At 71.3% G+C, this 21,327-nt stretch carries 17 protein-coding genes; 11 read left to right on the top strand and 6 right to left on the bottom strand.

The window, feature by feature from the left end:
- Positions 1 to 96: 96 nt before the first annotated feature.
- Complete coding sequence (locus ACI7BZ_RS12670) at positions 97 to 768, top strand: VIT1/CCC1 transporter family protein (RefSeq protein WP_414117504.1); 672 nt, start codon at positions 97 to 99, stop codon at positions 766 to 768.
- A gap of 21 nt (positions 769 to 789) precedes the next feature.
- Here ACI7BZ_RS12670 and ACI7BZ_RS12665 read toward each other — a convergent pair whose 3' ends face one another.
- The gene (locus ACI7BZ_RS12665) at positions 790 to 1,119 is read right to left on the bottom strand and encodes a 2Fe-2S iron-sulfur cluster-binding protein (RefSeq protein ID WP_414117503.1); all 330 of its coding nucleotides are present in this window, start codon (positions 1,117 to 1,119) and stop codon (positions 790 to 792) included.
- Between the two features lie 39 nt (positions 1,120 to 1,158).
- Positions 1,159 to 1,842 carry an acireductone synthase gene (gene mtnC / locus ACI7BZ_RS12660; RefSeq protein ID WP_414117502.1) on the bottom strand — a complete coding sequence of 228 codons (684 nt, stop codon included), beginning with the start codon at positions 1,840 to 1,842 and terminating at the stop codon, positions 1,159 to 1,161.
- Positions 1,843 to 2,068: 226 nt separating this feature from the next.
- On the opposite strand from mtnC, the gene ACI7BZ_RS12655 reads away from it, so the two are divergent.
- Positions 2,069 to 3,172: a hypothetical protein gene (locus tag ACI7BZ_RS12655; RefSeq protein ID WP_414117501.1), complete on the top strand. Its 1,104-nt coding sequence runs from the start codon at positions 2,069 to 2,071 to the stop codon at positions 3,170 to 3,172.
- Between the two features lie 117 nt (positions 3,173 to 3,289).
- Positions 3,290 to 4,678 (top strand): lipase/acyltransferase domain-containing protein, encoded by a 1,389-nt coding sequence (locus ACI7BZ_RS12650; RefSeq protein ID WP_414117500.1) that lies wholly within the window; start codon positions 3,290 to 3,292, stop codon positions 4,676 to 4,678.
- A 93-nt stretch (positions 4,679 to 4,771) separates the two neighbouring features.
- Here ACI7BZ_RS12650 and ACI7BZ_RS12645 read toward each other — a convergent pair whose 3' ends face one another.
- The 3 genes from ACI7BZ_RS12645 to ACI7BZ_RS12635 all read right to left on the bottom strand — a co-directional run bounded on the left by ACI7BZ_RS12645 (position 4,772) and on the right by ACI7BZ_RS12635 (position 11,737).
- On the bottom strand, positions 4,772 to 6,787 hold the full coding sequence (locus ACI7BZ_RS12645) for a DNA/RNA non-specific endonuclease (protein WP_414117499.1): 2,016 nt from the start codon (positions 6,785 to 6,787) through the stop codon (positions 4,772 to 4,774).
- Between the two features lie 31 nt (positions 6,788 to 6,818).
- Entirely contained in the window at positions 6,819 to 9,881 is a 3,063-nt protein-coding gene (locus tag ACI7BZ_RS12640) for an AAA family ATPase (RefSeq protein WP_414117498.1), read from the bottom strand.
- A 71-nt stretch (positions 9,882 to 9,952) separates the two neighbouring features.
- Positions 9,953 to 11,737 carry a trypsin-like serine peptidase gene (locus ACI7BZ_RS12635; RefSeq protein WP_414117497.1) on the bottom strand — a complete coding sequence of 595 codons (1,785 nt, stop codon included), beginning with the start codon at positions 11,735 to 11,737 and terminating at the stop codon, positions 9,953 to 9,955.
- A 772-nt stretch (positions 11,738 to 12,509) separates the two neighbouring features.
- Between ACI7BZ_RS12635 and ACI7BZ_RS12630 the strand changes: the two genes are divergently transcribed.
- The 7 genes from ACI7BZ_RS12630 to ACI7BZ_RS12600 all read left to right on the top strand — a co-directional run bounded on the left by ACI7BZ_RS12630 (position 12,510) and on the right by ACI7BZ_RS12600 (position 19,364).
- The gene (locus ACI7BZ_RS12630; protein WP_414117496.1) at positions 12,510 to 13,745 is read left to right on the top strand and encodes an ABC transporter substrate-binding protein; all 1,236 of its coding nucleotides are present in this window, start codon (positions 12,510 to 12,512) and stop codon (positions 13,743 to 13,745) included.
- Between the two features lie 298 nt (positions 13,746 to 14,043).
- Positions 14,044 to 14,895 (top strand): branched-chain amino acid ABC transporter permease, encoded by an 852-nt coding sequence (locus ACI7BZ_RS12625; protein WP_414117495.1) that lies wholly within the window; start codon positions 14,044 to 14,046, stop codon positions 14,893 to 14,895.
- A gap of 3 nt (positions 14,896 to 14,898) precedes the next feature.
- Positions 14,899 to 15,912, top strand: coding sequence for a branched-chain amino acid ABC transporter permease (locus tag ACI7BZ_RS12620; RefSeq protein WP_414117494.1), 1,014 nt, complete (start codon positions 14,899 to 14,901; stop codon positions 15,910 to 15,912).
- Positions 15,913 to 15,915: 3 nt separating this feature from the next.
- Positions 15,916 to 16,656 (top strand): ABC transporter ATP-binding protein, encoded by a 741-nt coding sequence (locus tag ACI7BZ_RS12615; RefSeq protein WP_414117493.1) that lies wholly within the window; start codon positions 15,916 to 15,918, stop codon positions 16,654 to 16,656.
- The gene (locus tag ACI7BZ_RS12610; RefSeq protein ID WP_414117492.1) at positions 16,649 to 17,353 is read left to right on the top strand and encodes an ABC transporter ATP-binding protein; all 705 of its coding nucleotides are present in this window, start codon (positions 16,649 to 16,651) and stop codon (positions 17,351 to 17,353) included. The genes ACI7BZ_RS12615 and ACI7BZ_RS12610 overlap by 8 nt, the downstream gene beginning before the upstream one ends.
- A gap of 21 nt (positions 17,354 to 17,374) precedes the next feature.
- Positions 17,375 to 18,301, top strand: a complete 927-nt coding sequence (locus tag ACI7BZ_RS12605) for a carbon-nitrogen hydrolase family protein (protein WP_414117491.1) — start codon at positions 17,375 to 17,377, stop codon at positions 18,299 to 18,301.
- An 85-nt stretch (positions 18,302 to 18,386) separates the two neighbouring features.
- A complete protein-coding gene (locus ACI7BZ_RS12600) occupies positions 18,387 to 19,364 on the top strand; it encodes a TrmB family transcriptional regulator (protein ID WP_414117490.1) in 978 nt (325 codons plus the stop codon).
- 11 nt (positions 19,365 to 19,375) lie between these two features.
- Here ACI7BZ_RS12600 and rnhB read toward each other — a convergent pair whose 3' ends face one another.
- Entirely contained in the window at positions 19,376 to 20,107 is a 732-nt protein-coding gene (rnhB, locus tag ACI7BZ_RS12595) for a ribonuclease HII (protein ID WP_414117489.1), read from the bottom strand.
- Positions 20,108 to 20,371: 264 nt separating this feature from the next.
- Here rnhB and ypfJ point away from each other — a divergent pair, with 264 nt between their 5' ends.
- On the top strand, positions 20,372 to 21,265 hold the full coding sequence (gene ypfJ / locus ACI7BZ_RS12590) for a KPN_02809 family neutral zinc metallopeptidase (protein ID WP_414117488.1): 894 nt from the start codon (positions 20,372 to 20,374) through the stop codon (positions 21,263 to 21,265).
- The last annotated feature ends 62 nt before the right edge of the window (positions 21,266 to 21,327 follow it).

The raw sequence follows: 21,327 nt of genomic DNA, 5'->3' as shown, positions 1-21,327 counted from the left end.
GGAATGAACAGCTATCCTCGTGCGGCCCGGACCTTCAGGCCGGGTCCGCCCGGCCGAGTCGCGCGCCGGCGATGATCGGTCGGGAAGGGACGGGACATGTCGGCGGCATCGCGGGTTTATTCCTCGCTCAAGGCGTCCATCGGCGACGTCGTGTTCGGCATGGAGGACGGCACGGTCTCCATCTTCGGCCTCGTCTTCGGCGTCGCGCTGAGCACCGATGATCCCCACACCGTGCTGGTGGCCGGCGCCACCGGCGCCGCCGCCGCCGCGGTTTCCATGATGGCCGGCAGCTATCTTGATGCGGAATCCGTGCGGGACGCCCGGCGGGCCCGGCGCGACGGCCCGGTGGACCCGGCCGCCGCCCGCATCGAGGCGTCGGCCATCACCGACGCGCTGGCCCGCGGGGGAATGGCGCCGCAGGATGTGACGCAGGTGGCCGATGCCCTCGCCCGCGCCCCGCGCGCCGTGGCGGGCCTGCGCACGGAACTCGTGGAGGCGGACGACGGGGCAAGCCCCACCTCCCATGCCTTCTGGATGTTCGTGTCCGATCTGTTCGCCGGCTTCACGCCGGTGCTGCCCTTCGCCTTCCTGCCCATGGAGCGCGCGCGCATCGTCTGCCTCGTCCTCACCACGGTGCTGCTGGTGGGGCTCGGCATCGGCCGCGGGCTGGTGGCGAAGCGCTCGGTGGTGCGGGCCACGGCGGAGACCCTGGCCATCGCCGCCGCCGCCGCCCTGGCGGGCATCGCCATGGGCCATTTCCTGTCCTGAGCCGGCCATCCCGCCGACGGGTCAGAAATCGCCGCCGTCGTCCGGGGCGATCACCACATGCATGCCCTCCCATGCCGGCTCCAGCTTGAGCTGGCACGCCAGCCGGGATGCGAGGGTGCGATGGCTGCTGGTCGCCAGCATCCGGTTCTCGCCCGGCCCCGGCGGCGGAAGGCGCACGCCCGGCGGCGGGGTCACAAGCACATGGCAGGTGGCGCAGGCGCAGCCCCCGCCGCACTGGGCGACCACCTCCTCGATGCCGGCGCGGCGGATCGCCTTCAGCAGCGTCACGCCGTCCTTGCCGGCCACCTCCACCAGCTCGCCGTTCCGGGTTTCAAGGGTGAAGCGCGCCATGGCCGGGCCTTTCCAAGGGGTGAGGTTCGCAGCGCTGCGCTAACCCATCGAATCCAGCTGAACGGACGCGAAGTCGGCGACGGCGGGATGGGCGCCGCCATCGCCGCCGTCCCGGGCGATGCGCAAGGTGGCAAGGCCGGCCGCCCGGGCGGCGTCCAGTTCGTCCGTATTGCCCGACAGGATGAGGATCTGCGCCGCCGGCAGCGCCAGCTGCTCGACGATGACCTTGTAGGATTCCTCCTCCACCTTCTGGCCCACCCGGGTGTCGAGGAAGGTTTCGAACAGGCCCGCCGCATCGGCTCCCGCCGAGCCCAGCCACAGCTTCTGCGCCAGCTCCGAGCTGGAGGAATAGGTGGCGAGCCGCAGACCCGCCGCCTTCCATGCGGCAAGGGCCGGGGCGGCATCGGGATAAAGCGCGGCCGTCAGTGCCCCGCTGGCATAGCCCTCCTGCCAGATGCGGCCCTGGATGATCTTGAGGGGGGTGGGGTTGCGCCCCTGCTTCATCCAGCGCTGCAGCAGGGCCGCCGCCTCGTCGATCTTCAGCGCAAACCCGCCCATGAGGCGCCCGGCCTCGTCCAGCGCCTCCTCGATCTCCTCATCCTCGGCATTGGCGGCGAGGAAGGGGCCGAGCCGGTCGCGGGCATAGGGCAGCAGTGTTTCCTTCAGGAAATCCAGGGGGCCGGCGGCGCCCTCGATATCGGTGACGATGGCGCGCACGGTCATGGGCAACCCCCGCCACGCGCCGGGCGGGGCGCGGTGTGAACGCCGAAATGTCCAGAATACGCCATGGCTGTCCTGCTCCGCGCCGCGATACGGCCCTTGCGGCCATGGCAAGCACCGGGCGTGCCAGACGGCCCGGGCAGCGGCGGACCGGGTGCGGCGCCCTCGCTTGCAGGCAGTGGACGGCGGGCGCAGAATTTACTGACGACAACTTTTGCGGGAGAAGCCCTTGGCGCGGCGTCACACCATCGCACCCCCGGCCTGGCGCCGGCTTTCACTCCCCGACGCGCCCCGGCGGGAGCGGCGGGGGGCGGGGCTGGCCGCGCTTGTGGCCGTCCTTCTCGGCGCAACGCTGCCGGCGCACGCCCAGCCGGCCGCGGCCGGCGTGCCGGAAGCCCGTGTGGTGCGCACCCTCACCCTTAAGGGCGATCTCGGCAGCGGGAAGGAACGGCGCAGCCTGAGCGGCATCGCCTGCGCCACGCCGCCCGGCGCCCGCGAGCGCGCCTGCCTTCTGGCCGGCGACGAGAACGACCTCTTGTGGAGCGTGACGCTGACCGACAGCCACATCCGCCTGCGTCACCGCATCCGGCTGGCGGCGGCGCGCGGCGCGGCGGAGCTTGATCTGGAGGCCGCCACCTTCGCCGCCGGGGCGGATGGCGGCGCCTATTACCTCACCGGCTCGCACGGCGCCGCGCGCGGCTCGGGGGCGTTCGAGGCAACGCGCTACCAGGTGTTCCGCATCGCCGCGGACCCGGCCACCGGCCTGCCCCGGACCGGACCGGGCGTGGTGCGCACCGAGGCCCTCGCCGCCATCATCGCCGCCAGCCCCGAGCTGGCCCGGGTCGCCTGCCGGCCGCACATCGCCTGCGAGCGCCTCGACCGGGACGGGCTGACCATCGAAGGCCTCGCCGCGCGGGACGGGGCGCTCTATTTCGGCCTGCGCAATCCGGCGGCGGAGCAGGCCATTCTGATCAGGGTGCCCGCCGCGTCCCTGTTCCCCGGCCCGGCGCCCCAGGCGCAGATCCTGCGGGTGCATCTGGGGGCCGGCGCCGGGGTGCGGGACCTGGTGCCGGTGGCGGGCGGCTTCCTCATTCTCGCCGGCAGCGGCCGGTCGGACGACCACCTGCCGGTGCGCCGCAGCACCATCCATTTCTGGGACGGGCAATCCGCCACCACCACGGCGCTGGCGCAGATCACCTCCCCCGGCGAGGCCAAGCCGGAAGCCATGCTCCTCGTTGCCGAAAGCACCGCCGGCCGGCCCTATCAGGTGCTGGTGCTCGCCGACGGCATCAAGGACGGAGCGCCCACCCTCTATGAGGTGCCCGCACCCTGACCCGGCCGCAGGCGATGAGCGGATCGCGCCCCGCGCGGTTGAAAGCGATGGACGGCCGTATCCCAGGCTGTATCCTGCGCGCCGCGGGGTTCTCCACTCATGCATGGGGAGGGAGCCGTGGAGGCTGTCGTCCTTGTTCCCGGAATCATGGGCACGCGTCTCGTCCTGCCGGCATCGCCAGGCCGCGATGAAGAAGAGGTATGGCCTCCCACGCCATGGGAGACCCAATTCGGCTATCGCCGGATCGCCGAGCTGCAAGACAAGCGGGCGGTCCCGACGACGCTCATCAACAATGTCCTGTGCTATTCCATCTATCGCATCATCGCCCGCCAGCTGAACGAGCTTGGCTTTACGGAAGATGGACACGAAAAGTGCTTCGTTCCCTTCCCCTATGACTGGCGGCTGGACAATTTCCACACCGCCGGCCTGCTGGCAACGCGGCTCGATGCCCTCCACGCCGAGGGCGTGCGCCGGATCGCCATCGTGGCCCATTCCATGGGCGGCCTCATTGCCCGCCTGCTCCTTGAAACGCCCACCTATGTGGAGCGCCCGTGGTTCGGCGACATCCATCTGTTCGCCGCACTGGCGACGCCCCATCTGGGCGCGCCGCTCACCCTCGCCCGTGTCTTCGGGGTGGATGAGACCACCCTGGGCATCAGCGGCCCGGACTTCGCGACCCTGGCCTCCAACCGGGACTTCCCCTCGGGCTACCAGCTCCTGCCCGCCCCGGGGGAGGCCGCGGTGTGGATGACCAACAGCCCGGACGTGCGCCCACTGGACATCTACGACGACGCCACCGCGCGGATGCTGGGCATGGACCCCGCGCTGGTGGCCCACGCCCGGGCCCAGCACGATGCGCTGGCGGCCGGGACCGCGCCGGCCCATGTGCGCTATTTCTATTTCGCCGGCGTCGGGCACCGCACCGTCACCCGCGTCAACGTGACGGTGAACGGCAGTGTCGTGGACCACGCCGGGACGGTGGTGACCCGCACCGCCGATGCCGGTGACGGCACCGTGCCCCTCTACAGCGCCCTGCCCAAGCCGGCCCAGCGCCAGCTGGTGGTGAACGAGCATGGCACGGTATTCGACGGCCGTCCGTTCCGCCGCGTGTTCTTCCGCCTGCTGGGCGGGGATGACGGGGCGGCACTTGAGGCGGCAGGGGAGCCGGAGGGGCCGTCGCTGGTCCTGTCCCTCGACCAGCCGGTGCAGCCTTTGGCCCGCGACATCGAGGTGACCCTGAAAGTGGCCGGCCCCGCCACCGGCATCGCCGCGGAACCCGTGCGGGCCACGAGCATCTTCGGCACGCTGGTGGTGGAGGCGGTGGACGAGGCGGGCCGGCTGCTGGCGCAACCACCGCTGCTACAGCCCATCGCCTATCGCGGCCCCGCAATCGAGGGCCTGACGGTCTATCTGCCGCCCATGGCGGAACCGGGCCTGTTCAGCCTGCGCTTCGAGGGAGAGCCGCAGGCCCCCACATCCGTGGCCTTCGCCGCCAGCGCGGCCTGAACGCCCCGCCGCCGATCCGGCACCGGCGCCGCCTGTGAGGGGGCGCCGGTGTCGGCATGGGGCGCACCTGGAACCGTGACGGCGGCTTGCGCCTCACAGCACCAGGTCGGAAAGCGCCTCCAGCGCGAACACCACCGGCTGCCCGGTGGCGATGGCCTCGGAAAGCTCGCCCCGGCGGGCCAGCGGATCGGCCGCCGTCAGCGGTCCGAAATCGTAGCCCGTGGCCGCGGCCAGATCGGAAATCATGATCTGGAACGTGCGGTACGCGCCGAGCAGGCTCGCCCCCTCCCGTGCCTCGCTGCGGTCGCGATCCTCCAGCAGCTTGCGGATGAGCTGGCCCTGGCTGAGCAGATAGGCGGTGGCGTGCAGCCGCTTGCCCTGCGCATCCTCCATGGCCACCACCTTCCAGAATTCCAGCGGCGTGCGGATGCCGTCGATGTCCGGGTCCTCGTCGCCCAGCACCGGGCCGGTGAAGACGCAGGCCCTGAAGCCGCCGGTGCGGGCGCTGTTGAGAATGTAGTTCTCCAGTCCCAGCCACAGGGTCTTGCCCTGGTTGAGGTCGGAATGCTGGGGGGCGCTGTTCACATAATGGAAGGTGTCGTCATTGGCCTGCCGGGCCTCCTCGCCCCAGTTGGGGTCCTCGCGCCGCACCATGTGGCCGCGGTCGATCTTGCGGTCGCGGAAGGAGCGAGCGTCGTGCTGCACGGCGCGGGGAATGCGCAGGTCGAAGAACCACTGGTCGTCGCCCCGCTTGATGGATTTCGATGTCTCCCCGTCGATGTTCACCGCGGTCACCACCGGCAGCTTGATGGCGGCGGAATACATCACCCCGAAATGGGTGTAGCGCAGCTCGTGCGGCCGCCCGGCCTCGGCGTCGGACGGGGTGGCAAGGCCCCCGGCCACGGCATCGGGCAGGCGCGGCCACGGCGCGAGGAGGCCGCCGCCGAGGAAGGCCGGATCGTAGCCCGCCCGGCCTTCGAAGAAGCCGGCCTCATGGGCGGCGTCGGCCCGCGCCTCCGCGGCCTCCGGGCTGTGCAGCAGGGCGCCGGTGGAGAGGGTGCGCCCGTCCGAACCCTTCAGCGCCTTCAGCGTCGCAAGGCTCACCGCAGTGTTCTCGACGCCGTAGGTGCCGGCAAAGTGCAGGCCCACCGCGCCCTTCTGGTCGAGGCTGAGCACGGGCGAACCGGAATTGCCGCCCAGCGTGGTGCAATCATAGCGGATGAGCCCATCGGCCATGCCGGAGGTGAGCACGCCCGGCGAGAACCGCTTCACATCGTAGTCATTGCCGAAATACCGGGCCAGAGCGGCAATGGCCTCGCTGCTCCGCTCGCTGCGACCGTCCCGGGCCGGATAACCGACCACGGCGACGAGTTCGTCCCTGTCCCCCTCGCGTTCGGCCAGGGGCACCTCGTCGGGAAGCGCCCAGGCGGCCCCGGCGGGCAGCGCGATGCGCATCAGGGCGGCATCCGCCGCATAGTCCTCGGCAATGTAGGGAATGGCCAGCACCTTGGCGGCGCGGGCGTCTTCGGGAAGAGCCTCCACCTCCTCGTTGAAGTCCACGGCGGCGCCGTAGCGCATGCCGGTGACGGGCGAGCGCAGGAACACGCCGGTGCCATCGGCGGCACGGCGGGCGACGAGGCGCGCCACATGCCGGTTGGTCACCACGGTGCACCCGCCCGCATCCTTCTTCAGCACCCAGGCGGTGCCGCCCCAGGGCATGCCGTGATTGAAGAACTCCACCCGCCCCACCGACATCACCAGCGGTTCCACGGCGGTGATCTTCACGCCGATGTCCGCCGGCATCTCGGGAATCGGCTTGAAGCGCACCTTGCCGTTGTGCACCAGCAGCGGCGGGCGGCCGGCCGTCTTCACCAAGGCCTCCAGCGCCGGGGCGAAAACATCGAGGCTCTCAAGCGCCGCCGTTCCGCCCGACAGTGCATCCAGCGCCTGCGCCCTGGACATTCCGAAGGCGGCGGGGTCCAACTGGCCGGATTGGATGGCCGCCGCCGCCGCATCGCGGAACTTGGGAAGCAGATCATCCAGCCGCCGCGCGCTTTCTTCCTCACTGGGGCGTTTGCGCCTGCGGGCGCCGCCTGTCACGTCATCCATCACTCGACCCTCCCTGTTGGTCTGCTCGCAACTACGCCTCCGCCTGGGTGGCGGCGGCGGGACCCGGAGGCGTGCCGGCGCTGACGGCGGCGGCCCGCAAGAAAATGTCGGTCCAGGTGGAAGCCTGCGCGGCTGTCGCCGCGGGTGGGGCGCAAGCCGCGAGCGCTGAGGCGAGCACGTCGCCCGGCCCGCCCTCGAACCCCGCCCAGCCCAAGGGCGGGGGCGCGCCATAGCTCCAGCGTCCCGCCACCGTGGCGCGGAAACGCTCGGCCGCCGCCGTGATCAGGGCCACATCCCCGGGCGCGCCGGCGCCGGCGATCCAGCCCCATTCGGCCACAAGGCCGAGATCGCGCAGGGTGCGAACCGGGCTTTGGGCCTCCGCCTGGAGGCCCGGCGCCGCCTTGAGCGGAACCAGGCCGAGGCTGGCGCCCATCGCGCCGCGCAAGTCCTGAAGGTCGGCCTGCGCCTGCGCCTGCAGGGCGCCGTCCTGCACCGCCAGCACCGCTTGCTGCAGGCTGGCGCCATAAGGCGAAAGGCTCGCGAGCGCCCGGGCACAGGCCGCCGCACTGATCATTCCGCCGGCATCGGCAGACAGGGGGGCGAAGCCGCAGCGCCGGCGCTGCTCGCCCGCCACCGCCACCGCCTGAAGCACCCGCGCGGTGCGCACGCCCCGGCGGCCGCGCGGGCTCCATAGGTCGAGCACCGCCCCCACCGGGTCGGCCACCTGCGCCGCCACCGCCGGACGCGGCGCACCGGCTGCGGCAAGGCAGAAGCCGAGAGCGCCCGCCGTCAAATCGGAGGCGGCGCCGGTGAGGGGAATGCGGGCGACGGCGCGGCGCAGGCCCTCGCCCGCCGCATCCTCCGCGGCAAGCCGCGCCGCCAGGTGGTCGAAGGCGAATTCCGCGCGCATTTCGAGGCGGACCATGAGGTCCATGAGGCGCAGGTCGGCCAGGTCCGCATCGTCCGGCCGGCCGGCATCCGCCAGCAGCCCCAGGGCCTGCTCCCACTGCCCGCTGCGCCACAGGAAGCTGCGCGCCGCATCGGCCGCGTCGCTCGCCGGATCAAGGGCGCGACCGGCGAACTCGCGGCGGAAGACGAGGGCGGCCTCGGCCCAGTCCGCCCGCTCCATGAAGGCGCGCAGGTCGCAGGCGCCGGAATGGTCCACCGCCGCGCTGCGCGCCGCCGCCCATTTGCGGGCGACGATGGCGTTGCTGTCCATCCGCACCGCCATCTGCGGTACGGCGATGCGGGCGATAAGCGGGATTTCCGCCAGCGTGGTGGCGCCGAGCCGGGCGGAGGTGTCGGGGCCGATCTCCGGGGCCGGCGCGCCGGCCCGCACCAGCTGCAGGCGGTGGTAGGTGGCCTCCACCTTCAGCCACGGGTCGCTCTGGGCCTCGAACCAGTCCGCCGCGGCACGGTTGACGCAGGCGCACCGGCGCGCCCGCAGGCGGTAGAACAGGGGCAGCAGCACCGCCCGCGCCTCCGGCCGGATGCGGACCCACGGCACGCCGAAGCCGGTTTCGCACAGCCATTGCTGGCGGGAGAGCGCGCCGAGCAGCAGCTCCGCATGGGCCGGCCCGTCCAGGGCCACGCCCAGCGCCGGCGCCAGCGCATCATGCACGAAGCCGGCATGGACCCAGCGCACCACCAGCCCCGGAAACACCAGCGCCTTCAGGGTCGGATCGGCGATGCGGGAGAGGAGGATGCGCTCCACCAGGGCACGGGCGATGGCGCGTTCGGGATTTCGCTCCGCCTGCTCCCCGGCAGCCCCCTCGCCTGCGGGCCCCTCCTGCAGCGCCTGCGTCGCCACCCGCAGCATCAGCGGATTGCCGGCGAGGGCTTCAAGCAGCCCGCCCGGGGCCGAGAGGGTGGCCACGAGCGCGCGGGTGCGCTCGTCCGCGCCCAGGCGGTCGAGGAACAGGCGGGCTTCCCCGGTGCCGAAGCCGGCGATGGGGATCTTCTCCCCCACGAAATCGGGGACATCCCGGAAGGCGTCGTCCCGGCCCGCAGCGATGACATGGGGCGGGCTGAGGCCCAGCTGCGGCAGGCTCTCCAGCCAGTCCCGCAGGCGCGCGGGATGGGTCGCGCCGCGCCCGCGCAGGGCCTCCGCCGTGTCGATGGCCACCAGCAGCGGCCGGGATGCGGCATTCGCCTTGCGAAAAGCCTCCGCCAGCGCCGCCGACAGCCGGCCGGGCAGGCTGTCGGGGCGCTCGCCCCGGCTGGTCTGGTCCCGGCTCTGGCCAGCGGCATCCACCCGCAGCTCGCGGATCGCGGCCGCCGCCGCCGGCAGGGAACTGGCGACCTGCCGCGCCAGCTCCAGCGTCAGGCCCGGCGGATCGACCATGTCGAGCCCCGCCCGGTCGAAATCCAGCCGCACCACCAGGGTGCGCGGGCGCACGGCACAGGCCTGCGCCACCGCCCGATCCAGCAAAGTGGACTTGCCGATGCCCGCCGGCCCACACAGCAGCAGGGCGCGGGCCGGGAGCGTGGCCGGCGCGGCAAGCCAGCGCGCGACCTCGGACAGGGCCGCGTCGCGGCCGATGAAGGGCGCCTCCTCCGCGCGCTGGCCGGCAGCCACCACCCGCGCCAGCGCGATGCCCACCTTCGCACGCAGGTCGCGCGCGGCGGACGTCACCTCCTCGTCCGTGCCCAGGAGGCCGAAGGTGGCCGCGGCGCGGCGCAGCGGCTCGGCAAGGTCCGGCGCGGGCGCACGCATGGCCCGGCTGGCGAGGGCGCGCAGGGCCTTGGGCGCGAACAGGCCGGTGCCGGTCAGGGCGTCGAGGAGGTCGTCGGTGCCCGGGTCCGTGCCGAGGGTGCGGCGCCATGCGATGGCGTCGGCAAGCCCCTTTTCCCGCGTCAGCGCGGCGATGATGTCCCGCCGCGGCCCCGGCAGCAGGAGCCAGCGCGCATCCGCGCCGGGCAGCCGGGTCTCGCAGCGCCGCGCCAGGTCGCTGGCCACCCGCGCCACGGCGAGCGGGGCGGCGCCCGCAAGGCCGGCGGCCGCCAGCGCCCGGACCGGATCGAACGGAGCGGAGAGGGCCGCAAAGCGCCGCGCCTGCTCCATGGCGGCCTGCTCCGGTCCGGTTCCGCTCATGCTCGACCCTCCGCCTGCCGCACCCCGTTGATCCATCCGCCGTCGCCTGATCCGCCCGCAGGCCGGTACGGTCAGGCTTCAGGGCCGTCCGGCCGTCGCGTGCTCCAGGGCTGAAGGCGCCAGAGGTCGGCGGTGATGGCGGCCTTGATGGCCTCCACCCCCTGCGGCCCGTAGCGCCCGTTGACGGCACGCACGCCGCCGCCCACGCGCATGATGTCGGCGACGCGCAGCTCCACCTCGCCCTCAGCGAGCGGGTGGCCGAACTGCGCGGCGGCCAGCTCGATGACGTGGGCGACGTCGCGCGCCTCCACGCCGCCGAAGATCTCCACCACGAAGCCCGGCTCCCCTTCTTCCTCCGGGGCGACGCCGGACAGCTCGGCGCCGGGCGTTGCGATCAGCTCGCAGCCGGCGACGACGACCCGCAGATGCGGCCGGCGGATCGCCGCGCCCCAGAATTCCTCCAGCGCGCGGCGCTCGTCGGCAAAGAGGCTGCGGCCGGGATCGTGGAAGAAGAACCAGCACAGCCGGCCGCCGCCTTCCGCCGCCACCCGGGCTTCGAGCGCCGCCGCCAGCGCCTCGGCCCGCGCCTTGGCGACGGCCTGCGGCGAGGTCTCCCCCGGCTTCAGGCCAAGGCCGGCGGCGACGGGCGCCAGGCCGGCGCGTTCCGCCACATCAGCGAGAAGGTCGTCGTGCAGCGCGGCGAAGCCCACCTCCACCAGCTGGTGGACGCCCGGCTGGCGCTCCAGCACCTGCCGCAGCAGGGTGATGGAAAAGGCGAGGCCGTGCGCGCCCTGCGCCTCCGCGCTCAGCCGCTTGACGCGGATGCCGCGGATGCGGCTCCGCGGCCGGGCGGCGGCGTGGACGGCTTCGAAGAACTGGTCGCGGCCGATCACGATCTCCTCGTCGAGCTGCCACAGGAAGCGCGGCGCCACGTCGGCATCGATGAAGCCGCGGATGCGGTCCATGAAGCGGCTGGCCGGCACCAGGCGCTGCCACTTCTCGCCACGCCCGTTGTGCAGGCCGAGGAAGCGGCCGGAGAAATCGAAGCAGGCCCCGCCCGATGATCCCGGGCGGGTGGCGGCGCGATAGATCCAGCGTGCCGACAGGTGCGGGTCCGGCTGGAGGCACACGAAGCCCACCCCCTCATCGCCGCCGCCGGGAAAGTGGAACAGCAGCGCGTGCGCCGGGTTGGTCCCGCGCTCGCCCAGCTCCGGCAGGGGGTCGTAGCCGGTCGCCACGCCGGCGGGGCGGGTGAGGCGGATCAGGGCGAAATCGTCGTGCGCCTCGAATTCGTCATCGGCGTCCGTCTCCACGAAGCGGTTCCCGCGTTCCAGGTCGGTGCAGGGCGAGGCGGCCACGGGGGCCGGCACCGCATCCACCATCTGCCGGCTGGAGAGACGCACGCTGAGATGCGCCGCAGCCGGGCCGGCGGGCGGCGCGATCACATGCCAGGCTGTGAGCACGAGGCTCGGCCCCACCAGCCAGCCCGACCCCGCCCTGCGGTTGTTCACCAGGATGAGGCAGCGCTTGCGGTGGGAGCGGCGCACGAATGCGAGCACGGCATCGGGCACGTTGAAGCCGCCGCAATCGGCCGCGGCGGGGGGCAGCCGGGGCGCCCGCTCGCCGATATCCACGTCGCGGGCGCAAAGGGCCCCGGCAAACGCTTCCAGCGCGTGATCGGCTTCGAGGCAGTCGAGCAGCAGCTGTGGCGGGCTTGCGCCCAGAAAGGCGGCGGCGGCGGCGACCCCTTCCAGGCTGAGCGCGGTGGACGCGCCCCGGCCGATGGCATCGAGCGCCGCCGCCGCCTGCTCGGGATGGCGTCGCACCGCATCAAGGACGCCCCGGCTGGCCACCACGTTCGCCCCCCATCGACAGTCCGCCCGTGCCGCGCGGACGGCACGCGCCCCGGAGGCGGGTCGCACTCCAGGATGGAGACGGAAACGCGCCGTGCCCCCTGGCACGCACGCCCGCCGGACAAGGCGGACCCGAAGACGCCCCGCGCGCGCCCGGTCGGCACACGGGCGGGGACGCCCAGGGGGTGATCAGCCGCCATCATAGCGCGCGGCCGCACGCCCGCATCCTGCGATCAGGAGTTGACAAGAACGAAATCTGCAATCACGCAGGTCCGGGCAGGCCCGGCGGTCCATGGCGCGGCACGGCCCCAAGAGCGTGCATGCCGGCGCGCGGAAGGTCGGCGCCGGCACATCGGCGCCAGGAAGTGGATGCCCCGCCGACCCGTGTGTCAACCCTCTCCGACAAGATGCCGCGCCGACAACGGCTGGAGGCGGCCTTCGGCTGCTACTGCTTGTACTGCGCGGCGCCTGTCCATGTCGGCATCTTTCGACATCACCGCCCGGCAGCGTTCCCGCAACCGCCGGTACAGGAGCCGCGACAAGAGCCAATGGTCGGATTTTTCGACACCATGATTTGACACCATGCGCCGCCTCTCCACCCTCCACATGCCCAAATTGAATGCACATAATATAATTATATTTCATGTAGTTAACGTATTTCAGGCAATCCAGGACATGATCTGCCTGAAATTTCCAGCCAACGCATGTTGACGGAATATTCCGACACGCCGTAGCCTGAGCCCCAGGATTGAGCCCAGGCGGAAAGGTGACCTCCATGAAAACCCCCACGATCCACCGGCGCCGGTTATGCGCGGCCCTGCTCGGCGCAGGCGGCCTCACGCTCGCGGCCCTGGCCTCCGGCACGCTGGCCGGACCCGCGCGCGCCGCGGACGATGTGGTGGTGGGCGTGATCCAGCCCCTCTCCGGGCCCAATGCCCAGTTCGGCATCGGCGCCCAGCGCGGCACCGAGCTGGCGGCGCAGATGATCAACGCGGCCGGCGGCATCAAGGCGCTGGGCGGGGCGAAGATCAAGCTGGTGGCGGCGGACGTGCCCACCCCCAACACCGCGGCCGCCACCACCCAGCGCCTCATCTCCCAGAACGGGGTGAGCGCGGTGGTGGGCGCCTTCGTCTCCTCCACCACGCTGGCCGCCTCGGAAGTCACCGAGCGCGCCGGCATCCCGCTGGTCACCTTCGCCTTTGCCGACCAGATCACCGGCCGCGGCTACCAATATGTGTTCCAGGTGTCGCCCAAGGGCACGGCGTTCGGCGCGGCGCAGTTCGATTATGCCACCGCCATCGCCAAGGCCGCCGGCGAGAAGATCGACAAGATCGCCATCCTCTATGAAGACACCGCCTATGGCACCGCCCAGGCCAAGGGCCTGCGCGAGGCGGCCCAGAAGGCCGGCGTCGCGGTGGTGCTGGACGAGGCCTATCCGCTGGGCATCACGGATGTCTCCCCGCTGGTGAACAAGCTGCGCGCGTCCGGCGCCCAGATCGCCTTTCCGGTGTCCTACCTCAATGACAGCCTGCTCATCATCCGCGCCCTGCGCCAGCAGCAGATCGACATTGCGGTCATCGGCGGCGCGGCCGGCTACATCATCCCCGACTTCAGGAAGGGCCTCGGCGCCTATGCCGAAGGCGTGCTCTCGGTGGCCGCGGCATCGGGCGACCTGATCCCCGAGCTGGCGAAGACGTACAAGGAAAAGTACGGCTCCTTCATCACCCACGAGGCGATCATCCACGCCGCGGCGCTGGATGCGGTGGCGCAGGCCATGGAGAAGGCCAAGTCGTCCGACCCGCAGAAGGTGCGCGACGCCCTCGCCACCCTCGACACCTGCACCGGCCTCGCCAAGGGCGTGCCCGGCGGCTGCATCACGTTCGACAAGACCGGGCTGAACACCTCCGCCTTCCCGGTGATGGTGCAGTGGCGCGGCGAGGAGCCGGTCACCGTCTACCCGCCCCAGGCCGCCAGGCAGGCCCCCCTCTGGCGCGGCAAGCCGGCGCCTTAGAGCCTGATCCGATCAGGTTGAATCAACCTGATCGGTGAATCAGTCTCTAAATTATTGATAGAGAACGCGTTATCCGACCAGCTTGCGATGCAAGCTGATCGGCGCGTGCTCTAGAGCGCGATCCGATCAAATGGACTCAATTTGATCGGTGAATCGCCCTCTCACTTAAGGATAGAGAACGCGCCTGCCGGAACTTCCCGTTCCGCCCGTTTCCCCGCCCCTCCCTTCCCGCCCCTCGCGGCGAAGGGCCGGGCCGGCGGATACCCAGCGCCCCGTCCCTCCAGCCCGCGGAAGTTCCATGCTCCAGGCCCTTGTCGATGGCATCCTGCTGGGCGGCGTCTATGGCGTCATCGCCACGGGCCTGTCGCTCGTGTTCGGCGTGCTCGGCGTCGTCAATTTCGCCCATGCCGAATTCCTGATGCTGGGCATGTATGTGGCCTGGTTCGCCTGGCGCTGGCTGGGGCTCGATCCCCTCCTGGGGTCGGTGCTCTCCTTCGTGATCGTGTTCGCGGTGGGCTACCTGGTGCAGCGCACGCTGATCGAGCGGGTGCTGAAGGCGCCGCCGGCGGCACAGGTGTTTCTCACCGTCGGCCTGCTGATCGTCATCGAGAATGCGGCGCTGATGGTGTTCGGCTCGGAATTCCGCTCGGTGAGTGTGCCCTACCAGGTGCAGGGCTATCGCCTCGGCGACATCTTCATCGGCGCCCCCTATCTCTACGCCTTCATTGCTGCGGTGCTGCTGGCCGGCGCCCTATGGCTGTTCCTGGAGCGCTCCTGGACCGGGCGCGCCATCCGCGCCGTGGCGCAAGATGCCATGGCCGCCACCCTGGTGGGCGTCGATACGAGGCGCACCTATGGCCTTGCCTTCGGCCTGGGCGTCGCCCTCACCGCCTTCGGCGGCGCGGTCATCCTGCCCTACATCACGGTCAGCCCCACCATCGGCGGGCAGTTCGTGGTGCTCATGTTCACGGTGGTGGTTCTGGGCGGCCTCGGCTCGGTGGCGGGGGCGCTGGCGGGGGGCATCGTGGTGGGGGTGGTGCAGTCCATGTCCACCCTCGTCTTCCCCATCCAGCTGCAGAACCTCTGCCTGTTCGTGATCTTCATCGCCGTTCTCGCCCTGCGCCCGCAGGGCCTCATCAAGGGCGCCTGAGCCATGCGGTCGCTTCTTTCCCCCTCCCGGGCGGCGCTCGCGCTGTTCTTCGTGGCGGCGGCAGTGCTGCCTCTCTTCGTGGACCCGCGCGGCCACCTGCTGCGGGTGGCGGCCATGGTGCTGCTGTTCGCAGCCATGGCCCAGTCGTGGAACATCGTCGGCGGGCTCGCCAACCAGATCTCGCTGGGCCATGCCGCCTTCTTCGGCCTCGGCGCCTATACCTCCACCCTCCTGTTCCTCAAGCTCGGGCTCTCGCCCTGGATCGGCATGTTCGCGGGGGCGCTGGTGGCGGGCGGAGCGGCGGCGCTGCTCTCCCTGCCCACCTTCCGGCTGAAGGGACATTACTTCGCGCTGGCCACCCTCGCCTTTGCCGAGGTGATGCGGGTGATCGCCAACAGCTGGGCCGGCCTCACCGGCGGGCCGGTGGGCCTCTCCATCCCCTTCATGGGCACGCAGCCGGCCTCATTCGCCTTCCGCGCGGTGTCCTCCTATTACTGGATCATCCTGGGGCTGCTCGCCTTCGTCTGCCTCGTCTTCCACCTGCTCGCCTCGGGGGCCATCGGCTACCGGCTGCGCGCGGTGCGGGAGAATGAGAATGCGGCGGAGGTGGCGGGAGTGGACACCTTCAGGGTGAAGCTCACCGCCAGCGTCATCTCGGCGGCGCTCACCGCCATGTGCGGCACGGTGTTCGCGCAATTCACCTTCTTCTTCGACCCGGACTCCATTTTCGCCCTCGCCGGCATCTCCGTGCGCATGGCCATGATCGCCATCGTCGGCGGGCTCGGCACGCTGGGCGGGCCCATCCTCGGCGCCCTGTTCCTGATCCCGCTGGAGGAGGTGGCCAATGCCACGCTCTCCTCGAAGGCGGCCGGCCTCTCGCAATTCGTGTTCGGCGTCATCCTCATCGCCGCCATCCTCATCCAGCCCCGCGGCCTCATGGCCTGGTGGCCGAAGAAGCGGCCGGCGGCCAAGGCCATGCCGGCCCCCGCCCTGCCCGCCGCCGCGAAGGGAGCCTGACCCATGGGCGTGCTGCTTCAGGCCGATGCGGTCTGCGTCACCTTCGGCGGGCTGAGGGCGGTGGATGGCGTGTCCTTCACCATGGGGCCGGGGGAGATCATCGGCCTCATCGGCCCCAACGGGGCGGGCAAGACCACCTTGTTCAACGCTCTGGTCGGCCTCCAGCCGCTGACCTCCGGCACGGTGCGCCTCGATGGCGTCGTCGTCTCCGGCCTCAAGCCCCACAAGGTGGCGGCGAAGGGCATGACCAAGACCTTCCAGAACGCCGCCCTCTTCCCGGACATGAGCGTGGCCGAGAACGTCACCACCGCCGCCCTGCTGCGGCACGACCTGAAGGGGGCGCGGGCCAAGGCGGAAGCGGTGCTCGACAAGCTCGGCCTCGGCCCCATCGCCCATGCGGACGTGGCCGACCTCACCTTCCCCCAGAAGGCGCTGGTGGAGATGGCCCGGGCGCTGGCCACCGAACCGCGCGTGCTGCTGCTGGACGAGGTGATGGCGGCCCTCACCCCCGCCGAGATGGACGAGGTGATGAACGTCATCCGCGCGCTGCGCGACGAGGGCCTGAGCTTCCTCGTGGTGGAGCACCACATGCGGGCCATCATGGCCCTGTGCGACCGGCTGCTGGCGGTGAATTTCGGCCGCCTGCTGGCCCAGGGAACCCCGGCCGTGGTGGCCGCCGACCCGCAGGTCATCGAAGCCTATCTCGGCCATGGTGCCACCGGGAAGGAGGGCGCCCATGCTTGAAGTCCGCAACCTCTGCGCCGCCTATGGCGGGCCGGACGTGCTCTCGTCCGTCACCCTCGACGTGAAGGCGGGGGAGACCGTGGCCGTGCTCGGCGCCAATACGGCGGGCAAGACCACCCTGCTGCGCGCCATCTCCGGCCTCATCCCCAAGGCGCGGGGGCACATCGCCTTCGAGGGCACGGCGCTCATGGGCCGGCCGGCCCATGCCATTCCCGGCCTCGGCATCGGCCATGTGCCGGAGGGCCGGCACGTCTTCCCGCGCATGACGACGCTGGACAACCTGAAGATGGGGGCCTTCCTCCATCGCGGCGCCGGCGACATCCCCGCGCGCATCGAGCGGGTGTTCGCCTTGTTTCCGCGCCTCAGGGAGCGCCAGGGGCAGATGGCGGGGTCCATGTCCGGCGGGGAGCAGCAGATGGTGTCCATCGGCCGCGCGCTGATGGGCCAGCCCAAGCTGCTGCTGCTGGACGAGCCGAGCCACGGCCTCGCCCCCATCGTGGTGGACGAGCTGCACGAAGCCATCGGCGCCATCAACCGTCAGGGCGTCTCGGTGCTGCTGGTGGAGCAGAACGCCATGCTCGCCCTTTCCGTCGCCCATCGCGGCTATGTGCTGGAGGCGGGACACGTGGTGCTGGCCGGCGCCGCCGCGGAGCTTTCCGCCGACCCCGGCATCCGGCGCGCCTATCTCGGCGTGTGACATTCTCAAGGAGCAAGACCGATGAAGGTGAAAGCCGGCGTCGCCCAGGTGGGCGCGGTTCCGTTCGATGTGGAAGCCTCGCTCGCCAAGGCGGAGGCGTGGATCGCCAGGGCCGGGGCCGAGGGCTGCCGGATCGTGGTGTTCCCCGAGGCCTTCCTTTCGGTCTACCCCAAGGGGTCGGACTTCGACATCTCCATCGGCGTGCGCACCGGGCGCGGGCGCGAGGCCTTCCGCCGCTATTTCGATGCCGCCATCGTGGTGCCGGGGCCGGAAACCGAGCGCATCGGCAAGGCGGCGACGGCGGCGCAGACCTTCGTCGTCATCGGCGTGATGGAGCGCGAGCTCGGCACCCAATATTGCACCGTGCTCTATTTCGGCCCGGACGGCGCCCTTCTGGGCAAGCATCGCAAGCTGATGCCCACTGCCGGCGAGCGCCTCGCCTGGGGCTTCGGCGACGGCTCTACCTTGCCGGTGTTCGACACGCCCATCGGCAAGATCGGCGCGGTGATCTGCTGGGAGAACTACATGCCCATGCTGCGCATGGCCATGTATGCCAAGGGCGTCTCGCTCTATTGTGCCCCCACCGCGGACGACCGGGAGACGTGGCTGCCCACCATGCGGCACATTGCGCTGGAAGGCCGCTGCTTCGTACTCTCCAGCTGCCAGGTGGTGAAGCGGGGCGACTTTCCCGAGGACTACCGCTGCTCCATCACTGATGATCCGCAAGCGCTCCTCATGCGTGGCGGGGCGGCGATCATCGGCCCCCTCGGCCAGGTGCTGGCGGGCCCGGTGTTCGACGAGGAAACGCTGCTCACCGCCGAACTGGACCTGGACGACCTCGCCCGCGCCAAGTTCGACTTCGACGTGGCCGGCAATTATGCCAGGCCGGACGTCTTCACCCTCACGGTGAACGAGGCGCCGCAGCAGGCGGTGAACCTGAAGGCGTGATGCCCGCGCGGGGCATGCAAAGTCCCGCGATATCCTCCATCCTCACGGCGCGGCGCATGGGCGCCGCCCGCGAGAGACGCGCTTCATGGACATGGAAGAAAAACTCGCCAAGATCGGCATCAGCGGCAAGCTCTTCAAGCTCTACCTCGCCGCCGTGGAACTGGGGGAGGCCCCGGTCCAGGAGGTGGCGGCGCGCGCCGGCCTCGCCCGCACCACCGCCTATGACGTGCTGGAGCGGCTGGAGCAGGAGGAGCTGATCCGCATCGAGGCGCGCGCGGGCCGGCGCTATGTGGTGGCGGAGGACCCGGTGGGCATGCTCCAGCGCCTGGAGCTGAAGAAGCAGGTGATCGGCGATCTGATGCCGCAGATCCGCTCCCTCTACAACCGCTCCAAGGGCAAGCCGCAGATCCGCTTCTATGAAGGCGAGGACGGCATCCAGACGGTCCTGTGGGACACGCTGACCTGCCAGAGCAAGACCCTGTGCGGCATCCTGTGCATGGGCGAGCTCATCGAGACGCCCGGCCTGAAGGAGATGGACGTCTATATCGACGAGCGGGTGCGCCGGGGCATCACGCTGAAGGTGCTGCGCTCGCGCGACAAGGACGTGGAGCAGATCTGGCCCACCGGCCCCGCGCAGCTGCGCGACCTGCGCTACGCCCCGGAAGGCATCACCCTGGGCGTCACCCAATATGTGTATGACGACAAGGTGGCCATCATCTCGTCCAAGCGGGAGAACTACGCGCTCGTCATCGAGAGCGAGGATTTCGCGCGCCTGCAGCTGGCGATGTTCGACACCCTCTGGTCCCTCAGCACCCCGGGCGCCACTGCCCCGGATGCCCCTGCGGCGGACCCCCATGGGCGAAAGCCACGCGTGCGATCCCCGCGCGACCCCGGCGAAAGCCCGGCCCCGACGGCTGCGGGCGCTGGCGCGAAGACCGGCGGCAAGAGCAAGGGGAGCAAGGCCAGGGACAGCAACGCGGCGGCGAACGGCCCCGGTGCCGACACCCCCGCTGGCGGCAATGGGGGGACAGGCCGGCGGCGCGGGCGCGCAGGCGCCGGCTGAGCCGCGCCCCCTCAGCCCGGCGCGTCCGGTGCGTCGGGTCCCGCCGGGAACAGGGCAAGCTGCTGCGCCCGCACCGGGGCGAACGACTGCCGGTGGTGCAGGCAGGGGCCGTGGGCCGCCAGCGCCGCCCCGTGCTCGGCGGTGCCATAGCCCATGTGCCGCTGGAAGCCGTAGGCGGGAAAGGCCGCGCCGAGGCCGGCCATCAGCCGGTCCCGAACCACCTTCGCCACGATGGAGGCCGCGGCGATGGAAGCGATGAGCCCGTCGCCGCCCACCACCGTCTCCACCGTGCAGGCGGCCTGCGGCGGGTCGTTGCCATCCACCAGCAGATAGGCGGGGTGGCACGGCAGGCCGCGCACCGCGCCGGCGATGGCCCACAAGGTGGCCTGCCGGATGTTGTCGCGGTCGATGCGCCCGGGCGGCGCGAGGCAGACCGCCACCTCCGCCGTGGCGCAGATCTGCGCGTAGAGCGCCTCGCGCTTTGCCGCCGTCAGCTTCTTGGAATCGTCCAGCCCCGGCGGCACCCGCTCGGGATCGAGCACCACCGCTGCCGCCACCACCGGCCCGGCCAAGGGGCCGCGCCCCACCTCGTCGGCCCCCGCCACCGGGGCGAAGCCGCCGGCGAGGAGGGCGCGCTCGCGGGCGAAGTCCAGCCCCGGCCGGGACGGCCCGGCCGCCTTGCGGGGACGGCCGGTGGCAGGTGCGGTGGCAGGTGCGATGGAACGGGGACGCGGGGTCTTCATGGGTGATCCGTCGCGGGTGGCGGGGCGGGGAGCGCCGCGGCATCGCAGCAGGAGGCCCGCCTGATTCGCAACGCCCTTCCTGATATCATGGCGCCGCCCCGGGGGCTGGGCAGGGTCGAGGTTGCGGTGTAATCCCGTGCGCAGGTGAGGAAAGCCGGGTGCGGGCCGCCGAAACGCTCCGGGGCCATCCCGGGGACGCCAGAGCCGGACCGCCGCCCTTTCCGGGTGCGCTTTCCGTGCCGGAACCAGTGCGGGAGACGGGCGATGCGGTGGGAAGACTTTCGCTCCAGCGGCAATGTGGAGGACCGGCGCGGCGGTGGCGGCGGCGGGTTCCAGATGCCGGGCGGCCGCGGCGGCCTCGGCATCGGCACCATCATTGTCGTGGGCCTCATCGGCTGGGCGCTGGGCATCAACCCGGCGGTGCTCATCGGCGGGCTGGAAGCCATCAACGGCATGAGCGGCGGATCACAGCAGCAGCAGGCCGCGCCGCAGGCCACCCAGAAGGGGCCACCCACCGATGAGATGGGCCGTTTCGCCTCGGCGGTCCTCGCCCAGACCGAGGATGTGTGGACCGAGCTGTTCCGCGCCGATGGCAAGACCTACCAGGACCCCAAGCTGGTGCTGTTTTCCGGCGCCACGCGCTCGGCCTGCGGCGGCGCGCAATCGGCCATGGGGCCGTTCTATTGCCCGCTGGACCAGAAGGTCTATCTCGACCTCTCCTTCTTCCAGGAGATGAAGAACCGCTTCCGCGCCGGGGGCGACTTCGCCGCCGCCTATGTCATCGCCCACGAGGTGGGCCACCATGTGGAAAACCTCATCGGCATCCTGCCCAAGGTGCAGCAGGCCCAGGCCCGTGCTACCTCCCGGGCCGAGGCCAACAACCTGTCCGTGCGGGTGGAGCTGATGGCCGACTGCCTGGCGGGGGTGTGGGCCTACCACGCCAACGCCCGCTTCCGCATCCTGGAGCCGGGCGACGTGGAGGAGGCACTGAACGCCGCCAGCGCCATCGGCGACGACCGGCTGCAGAAGCAGTCTCAGGGCTATGCGGTGCCGGACAGCTTCACCCACGGCACGTCGCAGCAGCGGGTGAACTGGTTCACCCGCGGCCTGAAGACCGGCTCCATGCAGCAGTGCAACACCTTCTCCGGGCCCATCTGAGGCCGCAGGCCCGCCCGCGCGCTGCCGGCGGGCGCCCTTGCAATTGCGGCGGAATGCACGCA

Source organism: Xanthobacter sp. AM11, assembly GCF_047444035.1.
GTDB lineage: Bacteria > Pseudomonadota > Alphaproteobacteria > Rhizobiales > Xanthobacteraceae > Xanthobacter.
This window is presented reverse-complemented; position numbering and strand designations above follow the sequence as displayed.

Excerpts from the sequence above, each read along its gene's own strand:
- ACI7BZ_RS12625 (WP_414117495.1), top strand. The coding sequence starts at position 14,044 with ATGCTCCAGGCCCTTGTCGATGGCATCCTGCTGGGCGGCGTCTATGGC.
- ACI7BZ_RS12630 (WP_414117496.1), top strand. The coding sequence starts at position 12,510 with ATGAAAACCCCCACGATCCACCGGCGCCGGTTATGCGCGGCCCTGCTC.
- ACI7BZ_RS12600 (WP_414117490.1), top strand. The coding sequence starts at position 18,387 with ATGGACATGGAAGAAAAACTCGCCAAGATCGGCATCAGCGGCAAGCTC.
- ACI7BZ_RS12640 (WP_414117498.1), bottom strand. The coding sequence starts at position 9,881 with ATGAGCGGAACCGGACCGGAGCAGGCCGCCATGGAGCAGGCGCGGCGC.
- ACI7BZ_RS12605 (WP_414117491.1), top strand. The coding sequence starts at position 17,375 with ATGAAGGTGAAAGCCGGCGTCGCCCAGGTGGGCGCGGTTCCGTTCGAT.
- ACI7BZ_RS12615 (WP_414117493.1), top strand. The coding sequence starts at position 15,916 with ATGGGCGTGCTGCTTCAGGCCGATGCGGTCTGCGTCACCTTCGGCGGG.
- ACI7BZ_RS12670 (WP_414117504.1), top strand. The coding sequence starts at position 97 with ATGTCGGCGGCATCGCGGGTTTATTCCTCGCTCAAGGCGTCCATCGGC.
- ACI7BZ_RS12665 (WP_414117503.1), bottom strand. The coding sequence starts at position 1,119 with ATGGCGCGCTTCACCCTTGAAACCCGGAACGGCGAGCTGGTGGAGGTG.
- rnhB (WP_414117489.1), bottom strand. The coding sequence starts at position 20,107 with ATGAAGACCCCGCGTCCCCGTTCCATCGCACCTGCCACCGCACCTGCC.
- ACI7BZ_RS12620 (WP_414117494.1), top strand. The coding sequence starts at position 14,899 with ATGCGGTCGCTTCTTTCCCCCTCCCGGGCGGCGCTCGCGCTGTTCTTC.
- mtnC (WP_414117502.1), bottom strand. The coding sequence starts at position 1,842 with ATGACCGTGCGCGCCATCGTCACCGATATCGAGGGCGCCGCCGGCCCC.
- ACI7BZ_RS12645 (WP_414117499.1), bottom strand. The coding sequence starts at position 6,787 with ATGGATGACGTGACAGGCGGCGCCCGCAGGCGCAAACGCCCCAGTGAG.
- ACI7BZ_RS12610 (WP_414117492.1), top strand. The coding sequence starts at position 16,649 with ATGCTTGAAGTCCGCAACCTCTGCGCCGCCTATGGCGGGCCGGACGTG.
- ypfJ (WP_414117488.1), top strand. The coding sequence starts at position 20,372 with ATGCGGTGGGAAGACTTTCGCTCCAGCGGCAATGTGGAGGACCGGCGC.